Annotated in this window: 14 protein-coding genes; 8 read left to right on the forward strand and 6 right to left on the reverse strand. The window is 62.5% G+C overall.

Annotated elements, in window-relative coordinates; genetic code table 11:
- The first annotated feature begins 93 nt into the window (after positions 1-93).
- From ACN8ZM_RS25725 to ACN8ZM_RS25755, 7 genes are all read left to right on the forward strand, one after another.
- Complete coding sequence (locus ACN8ZM_RS25725) at positions 94-498, forward strand: DUF3331 domain-containing protein (RefSeq protein WP_420211134.1); 405 nt, start codon at positions 94-96, stop codon at positions 496-498.
- A gap of 119 nt (positions 499-617) precedes the next feature.
- Positions 618-1,421, forward strand: coding sequence for an enoyl-CoA hydratase/isomerase family protein (locus ACN8ZM_RS25730; RefSeq protein ID WP_420211135.1), 804 nt, complete (start codon positions 618-620; stop codon positions 1,419-1,421).
- 88 nt (positions 1,422-1,509) lie between these two features.
- Entirely contained in the window at positions 1,510-2,742 is a 1,233-nt protein-coding gene (locus ACN8ZM_RS25735) for a CaiB/BaiF CoA transferase family protein (protein WP_420211136.1), read from the forward strand.
- 86 nt (positions 2,743-2,828) lie between these two features.
- A complete protein-coding gene (locus ACN8ZM_RS25740; RefSeq protein ID WP_175691109.1) occupies positions 2,829-3,584 on the forward strand; it encodes an acetoacetate decarboxylase in 756 nt (251 codons plus the stop codon).
- Between the two features lie 21 nt (positions 3,585-3,605).
- Complete coding sequence (locus ACN8ZM_RS25745) at positions 3,606-4,811, forward strand: acyl-CoA dehydrogenase family protein (protein WP_234621204.1); 1,206 nt, start codon at positions 3,606-3,608, stop codon at positions 4,809-4,811.
- Between the two features lie 28 nt (positions 4,812-4,839).
- Positions 4,840-5,775: a 3-hydroxyacyl-CoA dehydrogenase NAD-binding domain-containing protein gene (locus tag ACN8ZM_RS25750; protein WP_420211137.1), complete on the forward strand. Its 936-nt coding sequence runs from the start codon at positions 4,840-4,842 to the stop codon at positions 5,773-5,775.
- Positions 5,776-5,986: 211 nt separating this feature from the next.
- Positions 5,987-7,471 (forward strand): mechanosensitive ion channel family protein, encoded by a 1,485-nt coding sequence (locus ACN8ZM_RS25755; protein WP_321812911.1) that lies wholly within the window; start codon positions 5,987-5,989, stop codon positions 7,469-7,471.
- A 107-nt stretch (positions 7,472-7,578) separates the two neighbouring features.
- On the opposite strand, the gene ACN8ZM_RS25760 is transcribed toward ACN8ZM_RS25755, so the two are convergent.
- From ACN8ZM_RS25760 to ACN8ZM_RS25785, 6 genes are all read right to left on the reverse strand, one after another.
- Positions 7,579-9,090, reverse strand: a complete 1,512-nt coding sequence (locus ACN8ZM_RS25760) for a complex I subunit 4 family protein (protein ID WP_420211138.1) — start codon at positions 9,088-9,090, stop codon at positions 7,579-7,581.
- Between the two features lie 233 nt (positions 9,091-9,323).
- The gene (locus ACN8ZM_RS25765; RefSeq protein ID WP_420211139.1) at positions 9,324-10,259 is read right to left on the reverse strand and encodes an electron transfer flavoprotein subunit alpha/FixB family protein; all 936 of its coding nucleotides are present in this window, start codon (positions 10,257-10,259) and stop codon (positions 9,324-9,326) included.
- Positions 10,260-10,275: 16 nt separating this feature from the next.
- On the reverse strand, positions 10,276-11,025 hold the full coding sequence (locus tag ACN8ZM_RS25770; RefSeq protein WP_420211140.1) for an electron transfer flavoprotein subunit beta/FixA family protein: 750 nt from the start codon (positions 11,023-11,025) through the stop codon (positions 10,276-10,278).
- Between the two features lie 201 nt (positions 11,026-11,226).
- Positions 11,227-12,924, reverse strand: coding sequence for an electron transfer flavoprotein-ubiquinone oxidoreductase (locus tag ACN8ZM_RS25775; protein ID WP_420211141.1), 1,698 nt, complete (start codon positions 12,922-12,924; stop codon positions 11,227-11,229).
- A 13-nt stretch (positions 12,925-12,937) separates the two neighbouring features.
- Positions 12,938-14,728 (reverse strand): acyl-CoA dehydrogenase, encoded by a 1,791-nt coding sequence (locus ACN8ZM_RS25780; RefSeq protein WP_420211142.1) that lies wholly within the window; start codon positions 14,726-14,728, stop codon positions 12,938-12,940.
- Between the two features lie 562 nt (positions 14,729-15,290).
- The gene (locus tag ACN8ZM_RS25785) at positions 15,291-16,580 is read right to left on the reverse strand and encodes a PucR family transcriptional regulator (protein ID WP_244100125.1); all 1,290 of its coding nucleotides are present in this window, start codon (positions 16,578-16,580) and stop codon (positions 15,291-15,293) included.
- A gap of 202 nt (positions 16,581-16,782) precedes the next feature.
- Here ACN8ZM_RS25785 and ACN8ZM_RS25790 point away from each other — a divergent pair, with 202 nt between their 5' ends.
- Positions 16,783-18,015, forward strand: a complete 1,233-nt coding sequence (locus ACN8ZM_RS25790) for a CoA transferase (RefSeq protein ID WP_321812065.1) — start codon at positions 16,783-16,785, stop codon at positions 18,013-18,015.
- The last annotated feature ends 42 nt before the right edge of the window (positions 18,016-18,057 follow it).

Below are 18,057 nucleotides of genomic sequence, written 5' to 3' on the forward strand. Positions count from 1 at the left end.
GATCTCACATATGCATCGGATCAGCGTCACCTTAAGATCAATCGTAGTCAGCACCACTTACTTCAATGAACCGCGGTAAGAGGAGTCGCATGGATGGATAGTGGCGTACCAAGTAGCGTGATCTGGACACACACAGTTGACATGCTTGACGGCGGTATTCGGCGCAACAACCACGCGCCATCATCCGTCAACGAAGGCGGGCGAAGTTGTCATCCGAACGGAGCTTCGTCTGCCCCCACCGTCCGCATATTGGGCCGCAAAAGCGACTCGACCATCTACGTCTCCTGGCTCGATCCAACCGCGTGCCACTACGGTGACCAGATGTGGAAGCTCCGTATCGCCAAAATGCCCGGCACGTGTGCGCTGTCGCACTGCGCCATCCACGTCGGTGACCTTGTCTATCGGCCGATCCACGCGAGGTTGCAATCGAAACCCGTCAACCGAAATTTCATGATCTTGGCTTCCGCTGTCGAGAACACCCGGATTCAGGATCTCTAACCTCTTCTTCCACCCGTTCCTCCGCGCGACAAGACGCCACCACGAGACGATTCGTTCACACCTTCCGATTGCCGTAGGCCAAGCATCATCGCGCGCCATCTTTTGGAGAAATCCATTCCATGCCTAATAGCCTGTCACTTCCAAGTTTCAGCACACTCCTCTACGAAAAGAAAGCGTCGGTCGCCTATGTGACGTTGAACCGTCCCGACGTGATGAACGCGTTGAACCAACGGGCGATCGAGGAGCTACATGCGGCATTCACGGATGCGCGTAACGATGCATCGATTCGCGGCGTCATCCTCACCGGTGCAGGCAACCGTGCCTTCATCGCCGGCGCCGATATCGGCGAACTGGCCAGCGCCACGCCAGTCGAGGCCGAGCAGCGCACGCGTGCCGGCCAGGCGCTGCTCGATTTCATCGAACGTCTCGGCAAACCGGTCATCGCCGCGGTGAACGGCCTCGCGCTCGGCGGCGGATGCGAGACCGCGTTGGCTTGCACGATCCGGCTCGCGAGTCCCGGCGCGAAGTTCGGCCAACCCGAGGTCCGGCTCGGGCTCATTCCCGGCTTCGGCGGCACCCAGCGACTGCCGCGTCTCGTCGGCAAGGGTATCGCGCTGCAACTCATCCTCACCGGAGAAATGGTGTCGGCAGAAGAGGCATATCGGATCGGCCTGGTGAATGAGGTCGTGGCAGCCGACCAGCTGATTGCCCGCGCAGAGACGATCCTGGCGCAAATCGCCGCCAATGGGCCGCTGGCCGTCGCGTATGCGATGGACGCCGTCCACCTCGGTTTGAATGCGGCGATGCCGGAAGGACTGGCGCTGGAAGGAAAACTGTTTGCGCTGTGCGCCGCGACCGACGACAAAAAAGAGGGCACCACGGCCTTTCTCGAGAAGCGTGTGCCTGTATTTCGCGGGCGCTGACCCGCACCGGCACCTTCGCCCGGAGCGGTAATCGGGGTGCGCCCCATCGACGCCGCTCCTCTCTCAACCTCGAATTCGGAACACTTCCATGTCTGACGGAAAACACGTGTTTTCAGGCCTCAAGGTACTCGACCTCGCGAGCTACATTGCCGGCCCCGCGGCCACGACGATCCTCGCCGACTTCGGCGCGGATGTCATCAAGATTGAGCCGCCCGGCACCGGGGACGTCTATCGCTTCTTTTCGATCATTCCCCCGAACCCCGTCGCCGATACGAACTACGCGTGGCAGTTGACGAACCGCAACAAGCGCAGCATCGCTCTCGATCTCAAATCGGAAGGTGCGCGCGAAGTGCTGACACGCCTCGTTCGGTGGGCCGACGTCCTGGTCGTCAATTTCCCGCCGCGCGTGCGGGCGGCGCTGGGCGTCACCTACGAAGATCTCGCGCCGCTCAATCCGAAGTTGATCTACGCCGACATTACCGGCTACGGCGCGCAGGGTCCGGAAGCCGATACCCCGGGCTTCGACGTCACGGCGTACTGGGCACGTTCCGGCCTCATGGAAGTCACCCACGACGCCGGTAGTCCGCCGACGCTTCCCATTCCCGGCATCGGCGATCACGCGACAGCGACGACCCTCTATGCCGCGATCGTCACTGCACTTTACGAGCGCACCAAGACCGGCAAGGGCGGCCACGTCACGACTTCCCTGATCGCCAATGGCATCTGGGCCGCAGCGGCATGGGTCGAAGGCGGACTCAACGGCGGCAAGTTCTTCCCGCAGCATGATCGCAAAAGCCCTCCGAATGCGCTGCTCAATCCGTACCAGACGAGTGACGGGCGCTGGATCCTGCTGGTCGCTGCGCAACGCAAGGAATGGGCGCCGTTCGTCCGAGCAATCGACAGGCCCGAACTTCTGGACGATCCCCGCTTCGCCGACGAGCAATTGCGCGTGAAAAACGCAGCCGCGCTGGTCGACATCCTCGATCCGCTGTTCGCCAGCCAAACGCTGGCCTACTGGAAACAGGCGCTCACCGCTCAGCGTGTGATTTTCGGTGTCGTCCAGATCGCCGAGGAAATCATCAACGACCCGCAACTCGAGATCAACGGGATCGTCGTGCCGCTTGAGGTACCTGGTCAGCCTGCCACGAAGACGGTCAGCAATCCGATCCATATCGCGAGTCAGAAAAAGGTCAAGCCTGTCGCGGCACCGCATCTTGGCGAACACGGCACGGAGATTCTGACCGAAATGGGTTTCGACGATGCCGAGATCGCCAGTCTGCAGGATGCGGGCGTGGTTGCCCGCTTCGGCGACAAGACCTGACACATTGCGCGGCCACATGGCTTGAATGCCTCCCCTGGCAACCACCCACCGGCTGGCCGACGCCAGCCGTACACACGGAGCCTTTCATGACTGAAGACGAAATCCGCGCTAGCGCGTATGCCATGCCGATCGGCAGCCCGGCTTATCCGAAGCCGCCGTTCCGGTTCATCGATCGCGAATTCATCATCATCACCTATCGCACCGATCCCGAAGCGCTGGCTCGTGTGATACCCGCTCCGCTGCTTCCGACTGAACCGATCGTCAAATACGAGTTCATCAAGATGCCGGACTCGAGCGGCCTCGGTTCCTACACCGAATCGGGCCAGGTCGTCCCCGTATCGTTCAACGGCGCACCCGGTGGCTTCACTCATGCGATGTACCTCGACAGCGAAGCCGGCATCGCTTCCGGTCGCGAATTACTCGGCTTTCCGAAGGTACTGGCCCAGCCGAAGCTCGAAATCCGCAACGACGCGCTGGTGGGCACGCTCGACTACAACGGCGTGCGGGTCGCAACCGCGACCATGGGATACAAATACGAGCCGCTGGATCTTGCCGCTGTCAAGAAGACCCTCGAAGCGCCCGGCTTCCTGCTGAAGATCCTGCCGCACGTCGACGGCTCGGCCCGCGTCTGCGAACTGGTCAAGTATTACGTGAGCGACGTCACCGTGAAGGGTGCGTGGACCGGTCCCGCCTCCCTGGAACTGCATCCGCATTGTTTCGCGCCGGTCGCCAAACTCCCGGTGCTCGAGGTGCTGTCCGCTATCCATATCCTCACCGATCTGACGATCGCGGGCGCGGAAGTCGTCCACGACTATCTGCAAGCACCCGCGAACGCATCCTGAAAACGTATCTAGGACATCATCATGACCGCCACCTCGAAGCCCAACCACCCGCTTCCGGCCCCCGATAGCGACTTCTACCTGATTCGCGAGTTCCTGAGCGAGGACGAACGCGCACTGCTGAAGCGCGTGCGCACGTTCATGGAAGAACGCGTTGCGCCGGTAATCAACAAGTTCTGGGCCGCGGATGCGTTCCCCTTCGAGCTGATCCCCGAAATCAGGGACCTCAACATCGTCGGCGTCGGATTCGAAGGCTACGGGTGCGCCGGCGGCAGCACGCTTCTCGATGGCTTCATCGCGATGGAGCTCGCGCGCGTCGACTCGTCCATCTCGACCTTCTACGGCGTCCATAGCGGTCTGGCCATGGGGTCGATCTATCTCGGCGGATCGGAAGAGCAGAAACAGAAATGGCTGCCCCCGATGGCACGGCTGGAGAAGATCGGGTGCTTCGGATTGACCGAACCGCTGGTCGGATCGGGTGCCGGCGGCGGCCTGCTGACGACCGCCAAGCGCGAAGGCGATACGTGGGTTCTCAATGGCCAGAAGCGGTGGATCGGCAACTCGCCGTGGTGCGACATCTCGATCATCTGGGCACGCGATGTCGACGACAATCAGGTCAAGGGATTCATCGTCGAGAACAAGACGACCCCCGGCTTCTCCGTCGAGAAGATCGAGAACAAGATCGCGCTTCGCGTCGTACAGAACGGCGTGATCACGCTCGACAACTGCCGTGTTCCTGAAGAGAACCGCCTTCAGGGCGACGTGTCGTTTCGCGACACGGCACGCGTGCTGCGCCTCACCCGTCAATACGTCGCGTGGGAAGCCGTCGGTTGCAGCATGGGCGCTTATGAACACGCGCTGCGTTACGCGCAGACCCGCGAGCAGTTCGGCCGCCCGATTGCGTCGTTCCAGATGATCCAGGATCACCTCGCCAAGATGCTCGGCAATATCACGGCGTCGCAATGCATGGTAGTACGGCTCGCCGAATTGCAGGACGAGGGCAAGCTGCTCGACCAGCAGTCGTCGCTGGCCAAGGCTTTCTGCACGAGCCGCATGCGCGAGACCGTCGCGTGGGCGCGCGAGATCTTCGGCGGCAACGGCATCGTTCTCGACTACAACGTCGCACGTTTCTTCGCTGACGCGGAAGCACTCTACTCGTACGAAGGCACGCGCGAAATGAATCACCTGATCGTCGGCAAGGCGGTTACCGGTTTCAGCGCGTTCGTCTGACCTCACTCCATTCGAAGGATCAAAAGCCATGAGCAAGGAAATCAAACGCGTCGCCATCATCGGCACCGGTGTCATCGGCGCAAGCTGGGCTGCGCTGTTTCTGGCCAAGGGCCTGGATGTCGTGGCGACCGACATCGCCCCGGATGCCGAGCCGAAACTCCGGGCATTCATCGATGCGGCCTGGCCTGCTCTCGAGCAGTTTGGGCTCGCGCCGAATGCATCCCGGGAGCGCCTGCAGTTCACCGCCAATCTCGACGAAGCTGTTACCGGCAGTGATTTCGTGCAGGAAAACGGCCCCGAACGGATCGACTTCAAGAAGGAGCTCTACAAGCATCTCGATGCCATTCTGGCACCGGACGCAATCATCGCGTCGAGCTCTTCGGGCCTGACGATGAGCGAGATCCAGTCGGCCTGCGAGCTCCACCCCGAGCGCTGCGTGATCGGCCATCCGTTCAATCCGCCGCACCTGATTCCGCTCGTCGAAATCGTCGGCGGCGCGAAGACGTCACGGGAAACGATCGAACGGGCAACGGCGTTCTATACGAGCCTGGGCAAGAAAACCATCCAGCTCAACAAGGAAGTGCCCGGCCACGTCGCCAATCGTCTTCAGGCCGCGCTCTGGCGCGAGATCGTCCACCTGATCTCGGAAGACGTCGTGAGCGTCGAGGACGCAGATACCGCGGTGTGCTGGGGACCGGGCCTGCGTTGGGGCATCATGGGTCCGAACATGTTGTTCCATCTTGGCGGCGGTCAAGGCGGCATCGAACACTTCTTCGACCAGTTCACCGGCCCGATGACTGCGTGGTGGAACGTGCTCGGTTCGCCGAAGATCACGCCCGAACTTCGTCAGAAGGTGATCGCGGGTGTTCATGAAGAGGTCGCCGGCAAGTCGATCGACCAACTGGCGGCCCGCCGCGACGAAGTGCTGCTCGGGCTTCTTGCCCTGCGACGAGACGCAAACTAAAGCTGCCGTTGCCGTGACTGCTGGGCCGACTGGCCCAGCGGCACGTATCCTCTGCCATCCCGATGTATCGAGCGCGCCTGTCGTCAGCCGCGCTCGACTCGGCGATGCGCTGGCGAGACAAATACACGCGTGCCATGTATCGCGCGTCCCGTGCGAGCGCTGACTCGGCCCGCGTCAGTTCGCTGCTGAATGAATTCGAACGAGGACAGTGGTGAATCTGACGCTTATCTCCGCCGCGATGCTGATCGCAATCACGGTTGCCGGCGTGCTCGGGCTTCGGCATTTTTCTGACAAAGTTCGAATCAGCTTCGATGTAGCCTGTTTTCTCGCCATCAGCATTTATTTTCACGGGCAAGGTATCGTCCTTCCCGTGTTTCCTCCACTGCAGGCCCCCGCAGACACCGCAAGCATGTGGCTGCGCGCAATCGGCGGCGCATGGTGGCTGCTAGGCTCGCGGATCGTGGTCGCCGGCCTGTCGTTCGGGTTTCATCGTGATCGGAACTCGCGAGGCGCCAGGCTTTTTTCCGACTTGTTCGCCGCCGCCGTCTATCTTGGGACCGCCGCTACCGTACTGAACTCGGTCTACGCACTGCCGGTGACAGGCGTGGTGGCCACTTCGGGCGTCGTGGCGATCGTCCTCGGTCTCGCGCTTCAAAACACACTGGCCGATGTCTTTTCCGGAATCGCCGTTGGCGTCGAAGCGCCGTTTGGCGTCGGAGACCGGATCCAGATTGCGGACAGGATCGAAGGTATCGTCGCACAGATCAACTGGCGCTCGATCCGGATCCATACCGATGGCGACGACATCGCAATTATCCCGAACAGCTTGATTGCCAAGGCGGAGATCGTCAACAGGAGCTTCCCGAGTCAACGCAGGGCGGCATCCGTCGAAGTCGCCTGTGCGGAAAGCGCATCTCCCGAACGCGTCATCGAAGCGCTTTCTCAAGCGACGCTCGTTTGCCCCGACATCCTTCGAATACCCGCTCCCAAAGCCGTCCTCAGTCAGCTCGGAACGGACCGGAACATTTATCGAATCTCGTTTTTCGTCGCCAACACGCAGCACCTGTCGTCCACCAAGGACACCCTGCTGCGAGCCGTGCACCGTCAGTTGCACTATGCGGGCCATCTCACCCACGATAACTCGGGCAAAACCGTATCAGCCGAAGCGGCAAACAAACTGTTTGCGGTGCGCCGACTTATTCGCGACGTCGTCTTGTTCGAGTGCCTCGACGAACAGCAACTCGACAGTCTCGCCAGTCGTTTCGGGTTACTTCGCCTGGAACCAGGCGAATTGCTTTTTTCGCAAGGCGCAGAGGACGACGGGCTCTATGTCGTCGCATCAGGCATTCTCGAATTGACGCGGACGTCCGGTTCCGCTGACGGGACAATCGGCCGCATCAGTGCCGGTGAGTATGTCGGCGAAATCGGCATGCTCACGGCAGCGCCGCACGCAGCCACTGCGGTGGCACTCACCTATTGCACAATTTATCGTCTCCCGCGTGAAGCAATCGCCCCGCTACTGGCACAGAACGTCGAACTCGCGGCCGCATTTGCCCAATCGGTTCGCCGCGGAATGCAAATCCTCCATCGCGATGTCGCGGTTCGCGCATCTCCGGACATCGGGGCGAAAGGTCAACTGCTGCTACGCATTCGCAACATGTTTCATTTCGACAGCAATCCCGCTCAGAAAACGTAGCGCGTTACCCATTCCATACGTCACCTGCGTACGCCGGCACATGAAGTGTTCCGAATCGACGCCGAGCCCTCGGTTACTACGTTCACTTTCCGCGAAATGGCGGTGCCCTAGCGAACCGTCATGCTTTCACCGAGGCGTGACGTTTCCGTGAGCTTGGATCGCATCGAATCCTGAACGACGGCCGATGTCGTCTGCTCCAGGGTCGCGATGAAGTACTTGGGTGCCACACCCAGTCCGAGTACGATGACTGCCAGCGGAACGAGCAGTGCGCGCTCCCGCCGGCTAAGATCCGCGAGTCGCGCAACGCGCTCGTTCTTGACGGCGCCGAATATTACCTGCCTGACGCCACGCAGCGTATAGGCCGCACCGAGGATGAGCGTCAGTGCAGCAGCGCCCCCGATCCAGAAATTCGCCTTGATCGCGCCCACGATCACAAGAAACTCTCCAACGAATCCCGAGGTGCCGGGTAGCCCGAGATTGGCCATGGAAAACAGCACTGCCAGGGTCGCATAGCGGGGCATGACGTTCGCGACACCGCCGAGCGCATCGAGCGAACGTGTCTGCGTCCGTTCATACAACATCCCTGTGCATATCAGCAGCGCTCCCGAAACGAGGCCGTATGAAATCATCTGGACGATCGCACCCTCGACGGCAATCTGGTTGAACAGGAACAAGCCGAGCGTGACGAGCCCCATATGCGCAATCGTCGAATACGCCAGCAAGGCGGTCAGTTCCGTCTGGACCAAAGCGATGAGGCTTGCATAAACGACCGTGAACAGCGATATCGCGATCATTGCGGGCGCAAGGATGCGGCTCGCGTCCGGTGCAATCGGCAGCATGAACCTGAGGAACCCATATCCGCCGATCTTGACCATCCCCAGCATGATTGCCGCGCCGATCGGCCCCTCCGCGTAAGCGTTCTTCAGCCAGCCATGGACCGGCCACATCGGCAGCTTCACCGCGAAGGCTGCGAGGAAGCCGCAGAAAATCAGCAGTTGCGGCACGAGATCGAGCTTCATCTCATGCCAGACGTGCATATCGAAAGTATGGGAGAGGCCGAATAGATACAGCATCGAGGCCAGCAACAGAAGCGAACCGGCGAACGACATGAAGAAAAACTTCACGGCCGCATACGAACGGTGCTTGCCGCCCCACGCTCCGATCAGGAGATACAGCGGAATCAGCGTCGATTCGAAAAACACAAAGAACAGCATCCCGTCGAGCGACACGAACACGCCGACCATCAATCCGGAAAGGATCAGCACCGCGCCGAAATACTGGGCGACGCGCGTCGTAACGGCCTGCCATGATGCGCCCACGATCAACAGCGTCGTGAGCGCGGTCAATACGACCATCCAGAGCGACACACCATCCACGCCCACTCGCCAGCTCATCCCGAGCGTTGCCAGCCAGGGCCGGTTCTCCACGAACTGCATCGCCGGCGCTTGCGTATCGAATTCAAACAGCAGCGGCATCGTGGCCACAAGCCCGGCCAGTGCGCCCACCAGCGCCAGCATGCGCGTCAGCGTCGGGCGGCCATCCGATCCCGCGCAGCGAACGGCGACGCCAAATAACACTGGCGTCCATACGGATAAAGTAACAAAGGGGATTGAATGCATACGGTACGCGTGTGTGCGAAATCGGTTATTTTATTGTTCAGATAGTATTCCGAAGTTATCGATCGCCATCACTTCCCGGCGCGCTTGCTTCCAAACCCTATCTCTTCCGGATCATTCTGAATGTCCGGCCGACAGCCGGCGGTCGACCGGAAGGCTCCGGACTCCGGGGCCCTGCGGTTCCGGACACGATCATCGCGTCCGGAACCGAATGGAGCAGGCCAATCCCGAAGTGATCAGCCGAGCTCGTTCACGAGCTCCGGCACGAGCGCGAACAGGTCGCCGACGAGGCCGTAATCGGCCACGCTGAAGATCGGCGCTTCCGGATCCTTGTTGATCGCGACGATCACCTTCGAATCCTTCATGCCGGCCAGATGCTGGATCGCACCCGAGATGCCCACCGCGATGTACAGCTGCGGTGCGACGATCTTGCCGGTCTGGCCGACCTGGTAGTCGTTCGGCACGTAGCCGGCGTCGACTGCCGCGCGCGATGCGCCGAGCGCCGCCGACAGCTTGTCGGCCAGCGGCTCCAGCACCTTCGTGTAGTTTTCGCCGCTGCCCAGACCGCGGCCGCCCGACACGATGATCTTCGCGCTCGTCAGCTCCGGACGGTCCAGCTTCGTCACTTCACGGCTCACGAACTGCGACTTGCCGGCGTCTGCCGCCGCTTCGATCTTCTCGACCGCTGCGCTGCCGCCTTCCGCTGCAACCGGATCGAAGCCCGTCGCGCGCACCGTGATGACCTTGATCGGGTCGCTCGACTGCACCGTCGCGATCGCGTTGCCCGCGTAGATCGGGCGCTCGAACGTGTCGGCCGAATCGACTGCCGTGATGTCCGAGATCTGCGCGACGTCCAGCTTCGCGGCGATGCGCGGCGCGATGTTCTTGCCGTAGGCCGTCGCCGGCGCGAGGATGTGCGAGTAGTCCTTCGTGATGTTCAGCGCGGTCGCTTCGACGTTTTCCGCCAGGCCTTCGGCCAGTTGCGGCGCGTCGGCCAGCAGCACCTTCGAGACACCTGCGATCTTCGCTGCCGCGTCGGCAGCCGCTTGCGCGTTGTGGCCCGCGACCAGCACGTGAATGTCACCGCCGATCTTCGCTGCCGCCGCCACCGTGTTCAGCGTCGCGGCCTTGATCGACGCGTTGTCGTGTTCTGCAATCACCAGAATCGTCATTTCTTTCCGCTCCCTCTTACAGCACCTTGGCTTCGGTCTTCAGCTTCTCGACCAGCGTCTTCACGTCCGGCACCTTCACGCCGGCTGCACGCTTCGGCGGCTCGGCCACCTTCAGCGTCTTCAGACGCGGCGCGACGTCCACGCCGAGGTCTTCCGGCTTCACCGTTTCCAGCGGCTTCTTCTTCGCCTTCATGATGTTCGGCAGCGTCACGTAGCGCGGCTCGTTCAGGCGCAGGTCGGTCGTCACGACCGCCGGCAGCGTCAGCGACAGCGTTTCCGCGCCGCCGTCGACTTCACGTGCGACCGTTGCCTTGCCGTCGGCGATCGTGACCTTCGATGCGAACGTCGCTTGCGGGAGACCGGCCAGCGCGGCCAGCATCTGACCCGTCTGGTTCGAATCGTCGTCGATCGCCTGCTTGCCGAGGATCACCAGTTGCGGCTGTTCCTTGTCGACCAGCGCCTTCAGGATCTTCGCGACGGCCAGCGGCTCGACGCTGTCGTTCGACTCGACGAGGATCGCGCGATCCGCGCCGATCGCCAGCGCCGTGCGCAGCGTTTCCTGCGCTTGCGCGACGCCCACCGACACGGCGATCACTTCGGTCGCCACGCCCGCTTCCTTCAGGCGCACCGCTTCTTCAACGGCGATTTCGTCGAACGGGTTCATCGACATCTTCACGTTCGCGATGTCGACGCCCGTGTTGTCCGACTTCACGCCGACTTTGACATTCGCGTCAACGACTCTCTTTACTGCAACAAAAATCTTCAAGGCATTCTCCTGAATATCAACACCACCACATTCACCAGGGGCATTGGAAAGACAAACCTGTACTACGCGGCCCCCGCCACCTTTTACGATTTGACATGTATGCGTGCCACCCTCCATGCGGTGCCTGTATATGCGTTCGTGAAGAACATCGACGAGCACCGGGTAGCCACTCATGTCATCCGGCCCCACGGGCGCGATGCGTTACATGTTCGGGTAATTCGGCCCGCCGCCGCCTTCGGGCGTGACCCACACGATGTTCTGCGTCGGGTCCTTGATGTCGCAGGTCTTGCAGTGCACGCAGTTCTGCGCGTTGATCACCAGCCGGTCGCTGCCGTCGTCGTTCTTCACGAATTCATAGACCGCCGCCGGGCAGAAGCGGCCTTCCGGCCCCGCGTACGTGCGCAGGTTCACGTTCACCGGCACGTTCGCATCCTTCAGCGTCAGGTGCGCCGGCTGGTTCTCCTCGTGGTTCGTGTTCGAGATGAACACCGACGACAACCGGTCGAACGTCAGCTTGCCGTCCGGCTTCGGATACGCGATCGGCTCGCACTGCGACGCCGGCTTCAGCATCTCGTGGTCCGCGTGCTTGTGATGCAGCGTCCACGGCACGTTGCCGCCCATCACCTTCTGCTCCAGCCCGACCATCAGCGTGCCGAGGTACAGGCCCTTGGCCATCCACTGCTTGAAGTTGCGCGCACGGTACAGCTCGGTGTACAGCCACGATTGCCTGAAGGCGTCCGGGTACGCGTTGAGTTCGTCCGACTGGCGGCCGGCCCGCACCGCGTCGAATGCTGCATCCGCCGCCAGCATGCCGGTCTTGATCGCCGCGTGGCTGCCCTTGATCCGCGATGCGTTCAGGAAGCCCGCGTCGTCGCCGATCAGCGCGCCGCCCGGGAACACCGTCCTCGGCAGCGACACCAGCCCGCCCGCGGTGATCGCGCGCGCGCCGTACGACACGCGCTTGCCGCCTTCGAGGAACGCGCGGATCGACGGGTGCGTCTTGTAGCGCTGGAATTCCTCGAACGGCGACAGGTACGGGTTCGTGTAGCCGAGGCCCACCACGAAGCCGACCACGACCTGGTTGTTGTCCATGTGATACAGGAACGAGCCGCCGTACGTATCCGACTTCAGCGGCCAGCCGGCCGTGTGGATCACGAGGCCCGGCTTGTGCTTGGCCGGATCGATCTCCCAAAGCTCCTTGATGCCGATCCCGTACGCCTGCGGATCGGCATTCGCGTCGAGCTTGAACTTCGAGATCAGCTGGCGGCCGAGGTGGCCGCGGCAGCCTTCGGCGAACAGCGTGTACTTCGCGTGCAGCTCCATGCCGAGCTGGAAGTTCTCGGTCGGCTCGCCGTCCTTGCCCACGCCCATGTTGCCGGTCGCGACGCCTTTGACCGAGCCGTCGTCGTTGTACAGGATCTCGGCGGCCGGGAAGCCCGGGAAGATCTCCACGCCCAGCGCTTCGGCCTGCTGGCCCAGCCAGCGCGTGACGTTGCCCAGCGAGATCACGTAGTTGCCGTGGTTCTGGAAGTTGGCGGGCAGCGCCCAGTTCGGCGTGGTGACCGCGCTTTTCTCGGACAGGAACAGGAAGCGGTCTTCCGTCACCTCGACGTCGAGCGGCGCGCCGCGTTCCTTCCAGTCGGGGAACAGTTCGTTGATCGCGCGCGGGTCCATCACCGCGCCCGACAGGATGTGCGCGCCGATCTCGGAACCCTTCTCGAGCACGCACACGCCGATCTCGGTGCCTTTCTCGGCGGCCAGCTGCTTGAGCCGGATCGCGGCCGACAGCCCGGCGGGGCCGCCGCCGACGATCACGACGTCGTATTCCATCGATTCGCGTGGGCCGTATTGCTGAACGAGTTCGGCCGTACGGCGCGTGCAACGATCTATCGCTTCCATGATGGCGCCCAGTTCAGAACTGGTCTTCCGACAGGGTCAGGATGCCTTCTCCGCCCTTCACGCTGACGATCGATGCGCTCAACCCCAGCGCCTGCGGCAGGATGAATTCTGCGAAGCACTGCGCGGTAGCGATCTTGGCGCCGTAGAACGACGGATCCTCCGCTTGCTTGTGCAACGCAACCAGCATTGCACGCGCCATCTGCCACCCGCTCAGCACGATGCCGGCCAGCTTCAGATACGACACGCTACCGGCGAATACGCCATTGGGATCGCGCTTCGTATTCGCAACGACATGCTCGACCGCCGTCTTCAGCGCCTGTGCACCCGCCTCGAGATGTCGACGCATCGACTCGAATGGCGCGCCTTGCTCGGCCGCAAGCGCGTCGACGGTCTTGCCGATCTCGGCGAGCAGTGCCGAGGCCACCGCGCCGCCGTCACGCAGCGTCTTGCGTCCCACGAGGTCGTTCGCCTGGATCGCCGTCGTGCCTTCATAGATGGTCAGAATGCGCGCGTCGCGGTAGTACTGTGCCGCACCCGTTTCCTCGATGAAACCCATCCCGCCGTGCACCTGCACACCCAGGCTTGTCGCTTCCAGCGATGCTTCCGTACTCCAGCCCTTGACGATCGGCACCAGGAATTCGTAGATCGCCTCGTTCCGGGCGCGCGTCGCTTCGTCAGGATGGCCGTGCGCGAGATCGCTATGCGCGGCCGCCACATACGCCAGTGCCCGTGCGCCTTCGGTCATCGCACGCATCGTGCCGAGCATGCGGCGTACGTCCGGATGATGAATGATCGTTACCGACTCCTTGGCCGACCCGTCCACCGGGCGGCTCTGTACGCGGTCCTTTGCATATTGCACTGCCTGCTGATAGGCGCGGTCGGAGATACCGATGCCCTGCATCCCGACCGAGAACCGCGCTGCGTTCATCATGATGAACATGTATTCGAGGCCGCGATTCTCTTCGCCGACCAGGTAGCCGATCGCGCCACCGTTATCGCCGTACTGCAGCACCGCGGTCGGGCTCGCCTTGATCCCTAGCTTGTGCTCGATCGACACGCAGTGCACATCGTTGCGCGCGCCGAGCGAGCCGTCTTCGTTGACCAGGAACTTCGGCACGATGAACAGCGAAATCCCCTTCACGCCTTCCGGCGCGTTCGGCGTGCGCGCGAGCACCAGGTGGACGATGTTGTCCGCCATATCGTGCTCGCCCCACGTGATGAAGATCTTCGTGCCGAACACCTTGTACGATCCGTCGCCCTGCGGCTCGGCGCGCGAGCGCACCAGCGCCAAGTCCGAACCGGCCTGCGGCTCAGTCAGGTTCATCGTGCCGGTCCATTCGCCCGAGATCAGCTTCGGCAGATAGCGTTGCTTTTGCTCGTCGGTACCTGCCGTCAGCAGCGCCTCGATCGCACCGTCGGTCAGCAACGGGCACAGAGCAAAGGCGAGGTTCGATGCATCCAGCATTTCGGCACACGGCGTCGCGAGCAGCTTCGGCAGGCCTTGACCGCCGAATTCAACCGGATGCTTCACGCCTTGCCAGCCGCCTGCCGTAAATTGGCGAAACGCGTCAGCGAAGCCCGGCGATGCCGTCACGGCACCGTCCTTCCAGATCGTCCCGTTCCGGTCGCCCGACACGTTGAGCGGCGCCACGACTTCGCCGCAGAATTTCGCGGACTCCTCGATGACGGCCTGAGCGGTTTCAGCCGTGGCATCTTCGAAGCCCGGCAGCGTGGCGATCTGTTCCAGGTCCGCCAGTTCGTTAATCGCAAAGAGGATGTCTTTGACCGGGGCGATATAGCTCATCGCGCATCTCCACATTTTGTGATGCGTGCAATAACACGCGGGAAGACGCGCTACGGGTCGAGCGCGTCCGAGTGATGCGCTCATCCTAGTCCCGGCCCTGGCTTATCCGGATACCCAAACCTGCCCAATGACTGACAAAACACGCCAAATCAATGCGAATCCTCAAACCTGCGCACAGGTTGACGCGATTTGTCACTTCCGAGACCGATTCGGTCACTGCCGACGGCCTCTTCCGAACGCGGATACCCGGTGCGGCGATCGGGCTCCGTTGGTTGGCTGTCGCCGACACATACGCACGACGAGCCGATTCGACCGCAATGCGATGGGGATGGAGTGGAGAAACTGGCGCCAGGCAATCGCGACAAAGCGCGTCGCGCCCGGCGGCGGCGACTCGTTGCCGCGCAGCACGGCAACTGGCATGGAGTGCTACAAGTCATGCGACGGGTAGCCGCACACGGCGCTGTCATCCGCGCGCGTTCGCGGCCGGGCCGGTCGCCTGATATGACAATTGATGCCTCGATTTGCCGGCGGTTCGACGAAGACCTCGCCGCGCCTCGAACCTCTATGCGCGCGCCCCCCGAAGCTTCAGCGCGATCTCGAGCCGAGCGATCCAGGCGGCGTCGTCGAGTTTCGCACCGGTAATGTTTTCCACACGTTCGAGTCGATGGTCCAGCGTGTTCGGGTGGATATCCAGCGCGGCGGCCGTAACCTTGCGACGTTGCCGGTTCGCAAAGAACGTCTCCAGCGTCGCAATGATTTCCGGCTCCCCCGCCAGTTCCTCGATCAACGACAGCAGGTAGTTCAGCGCGCCGTCATTGCCGCGCACACACTCCTCGAGGACGATGTCCGAATAACGATGCGCGCGATGCCCTGCATTTGCGCTCTGGCCGAATGCCAGTGCGCGAATCGCCTCCTCCGCGGACGCCGCCCAGCCTTTCGCCCCGATGCTCGCCAGACCGATGCCGACCGACGCGTCGGATGACGCACTGCCGAGCCATGCACCCACGCTGCCCGCGACCCGCCTGTCGCTCGCGCTGGCAGATTCGTCATGGAGGCACGGCGCCCACACGATCAGCCGATCCCGATGCCAGACGTCGAGCAGGCTGTCCCGGGGCGTTTTCAGGTGCCGTGCGACGGCGAGCACCAGTCGGTCGGTCTCCTCCTCCGCATGCAGCGCACTGCGATCCAGGTGCGCCGATTCGATCGCGATTGCGATTCGGCGCATCGTGGGATCGAGCCCCAGCGCCTTGGTGGCCTTGCGGAACGCGTCGTCGTCGACCGTGTGGTTGAAGATGATTTCATGCAGTTGATAACGCAGCGACTCTTTCCAGCGCGCCTGCTGATACTGCTCGTCGAGATAGGCACGCGAGATCAACTGCGCCATCTCGTCGAAAAAATCCATCAGGTACGGCGAGATCACGAAGAACAGCTCGTCGCGCAACTCATCGCATGCGCTGCCGAGCTCGGCACAACTACGCCACACCTCCCTCACCCCGACGCGAAATGCACGCAGCAGCGACGGCAGCGGAATGCCTTGGTGGACGCGCCGGCGGCCGCATTCCTGGAACACCTCGAGATCCTTGTCCGACGGAAACGAGCCGGTAAATACGGACTCGAACCACAGTCGCTCCGACAACGCGATCGACGCCATGATGTCCTGCCTGACCGCGGCCGACAGATCTTCGTAGCCCTCGATGCGAATCAGGGCCGCATAGGTCCGATCGATCACTTCCGTCGGATTCAGCGTCAATTCCCGAATCTTGTCGCGCATTAGTGCCGACGTTTCCGGAATCTGGACATGTCCTATATGCATCTTTCCTCTTCTTTCGGTTCGGCGGCGCTCGGCCGCCATCGCGGGCTTCCAGGGGCAGTCCGGTCGACGCCCCGCGCCGAACGACACCCGTCGCCCGACGGGGCGTTGTGAAAAGTTCCATTCGGAACGCCCAGTTCTCCCATTTCGCCGCCCGGGGGCGACCGGATAACGTTCACAGCAAGCCGATCGGACATTGCGTCCGATTGACGGATATGTCCCCGTGTCACTCGCCAGAGGCCCCATGCAAACCCCCGAGAGTATATTTTCCGGCCTGAAGGTCGTCGATTTCGCCAGCTACATTGCCGGACCGGCAGCGACGACGATTCTTTCAGATTTCGGCGCCACGGTCATCAAAGTGGAGCCGCCCGGCACGGGCGACCCCTATCGGCATTTCTACGCGATCCCGCCGAACCCGATCAGCGAACACAACTACGCGTGGCAACTGACCAACCGTAACAAGCGCGGCCTCGCCCTCGACCTCAAGTCGCCCGCCGCTCGCGACATCGTCACCCGCCTCGCCCAATGGGCGGACGTCATCGTCGTCAACTTCCCGCCGAAGATCAAGGAAAAGCTCGGCCTCACCTATGAGGCGCTCGCGCCGCTCAACGAGCGCCTCGTCTACGCCGACCTCACCGGCTACGGCACGAAAGGCCCGGAAGCCGACAAGCCCGGCTTCGACATCACCGCCTACTGGGCGCGCACCGGTCTGATGCAGGTCACGCGCGACGGCGACAGCCCGCCGACGCTGCCGGTGCCGGGCATCGGCGATCACGCGACCGCGAGCACGCTGTATTCCGCGATCGTGACAGGCCTTTATCGACGCGAAAAAACCGGCAAGGGCAGCCACGTCAGCACCTCGCTGATCGCCGAAGGCGCATGGGCAGCCGCCGCGTGGATCGAAGGCGGCCTCAATGGCGCGCGCTATCGCGAGCGGCAGGGCCGCAAGTCGCCGCCGAACGCGCTGCTGAACCCGTATCGCACCGCCGACGATCGGTGGCTCCTGGTCGTGCTGCCGGCGAGCAAGGACTGGCCGCTGCTCGTCAACGCAATGCAGTTGCCCGCGCTGCTCGACGATCCGCGCTTCGCCAACGAGGCGGCCCGCGCAGAAAACGCGGCCGCACTCGTCGCGATTCTCGACGAAGCGTTTGCCCGGCAGCCGCTCGAGTACTGGAAGAAGACCTTCGACGCAGGCCGCGTGATCTACGGCGTCGTCCAGATTGCGGACGAAATCATCAACGACCGGCAAATGTACGAGAACGACATCTTCGTGCCGCTCGCCGAGCCGACCGGCAAAGCGACGCACACGGTGAACAGCCCCGTCCAGGTCGCGGGCGTGCAGAAGGTCTCGCCCGGGCCTGCACCGCAGCTCGGCGAACACAGCGATAGCGTGCTCGCCGATCTCGGTTACGGCGCCGACGAAATCGCCCGACTGCTGGCCGAAGGCGTCGTATCGAAGCACGGCACGAGCGCATGACGCGTCAGCCGTTCGACTCTCCCTCGAATTGACAGGACAACA

Origin of the sequence: Burkholderia aenigmatica, from assembly GCF_048627025.1 — a bacterium.
In the GTDB taxonomy this organism is placed as follows: Bacteria; Pseudomonadota; Gammaproteobacteria; order Burkholderiales; family Burkholderiaceae; genus Burkholderia; species Burkholderia aenigmatica.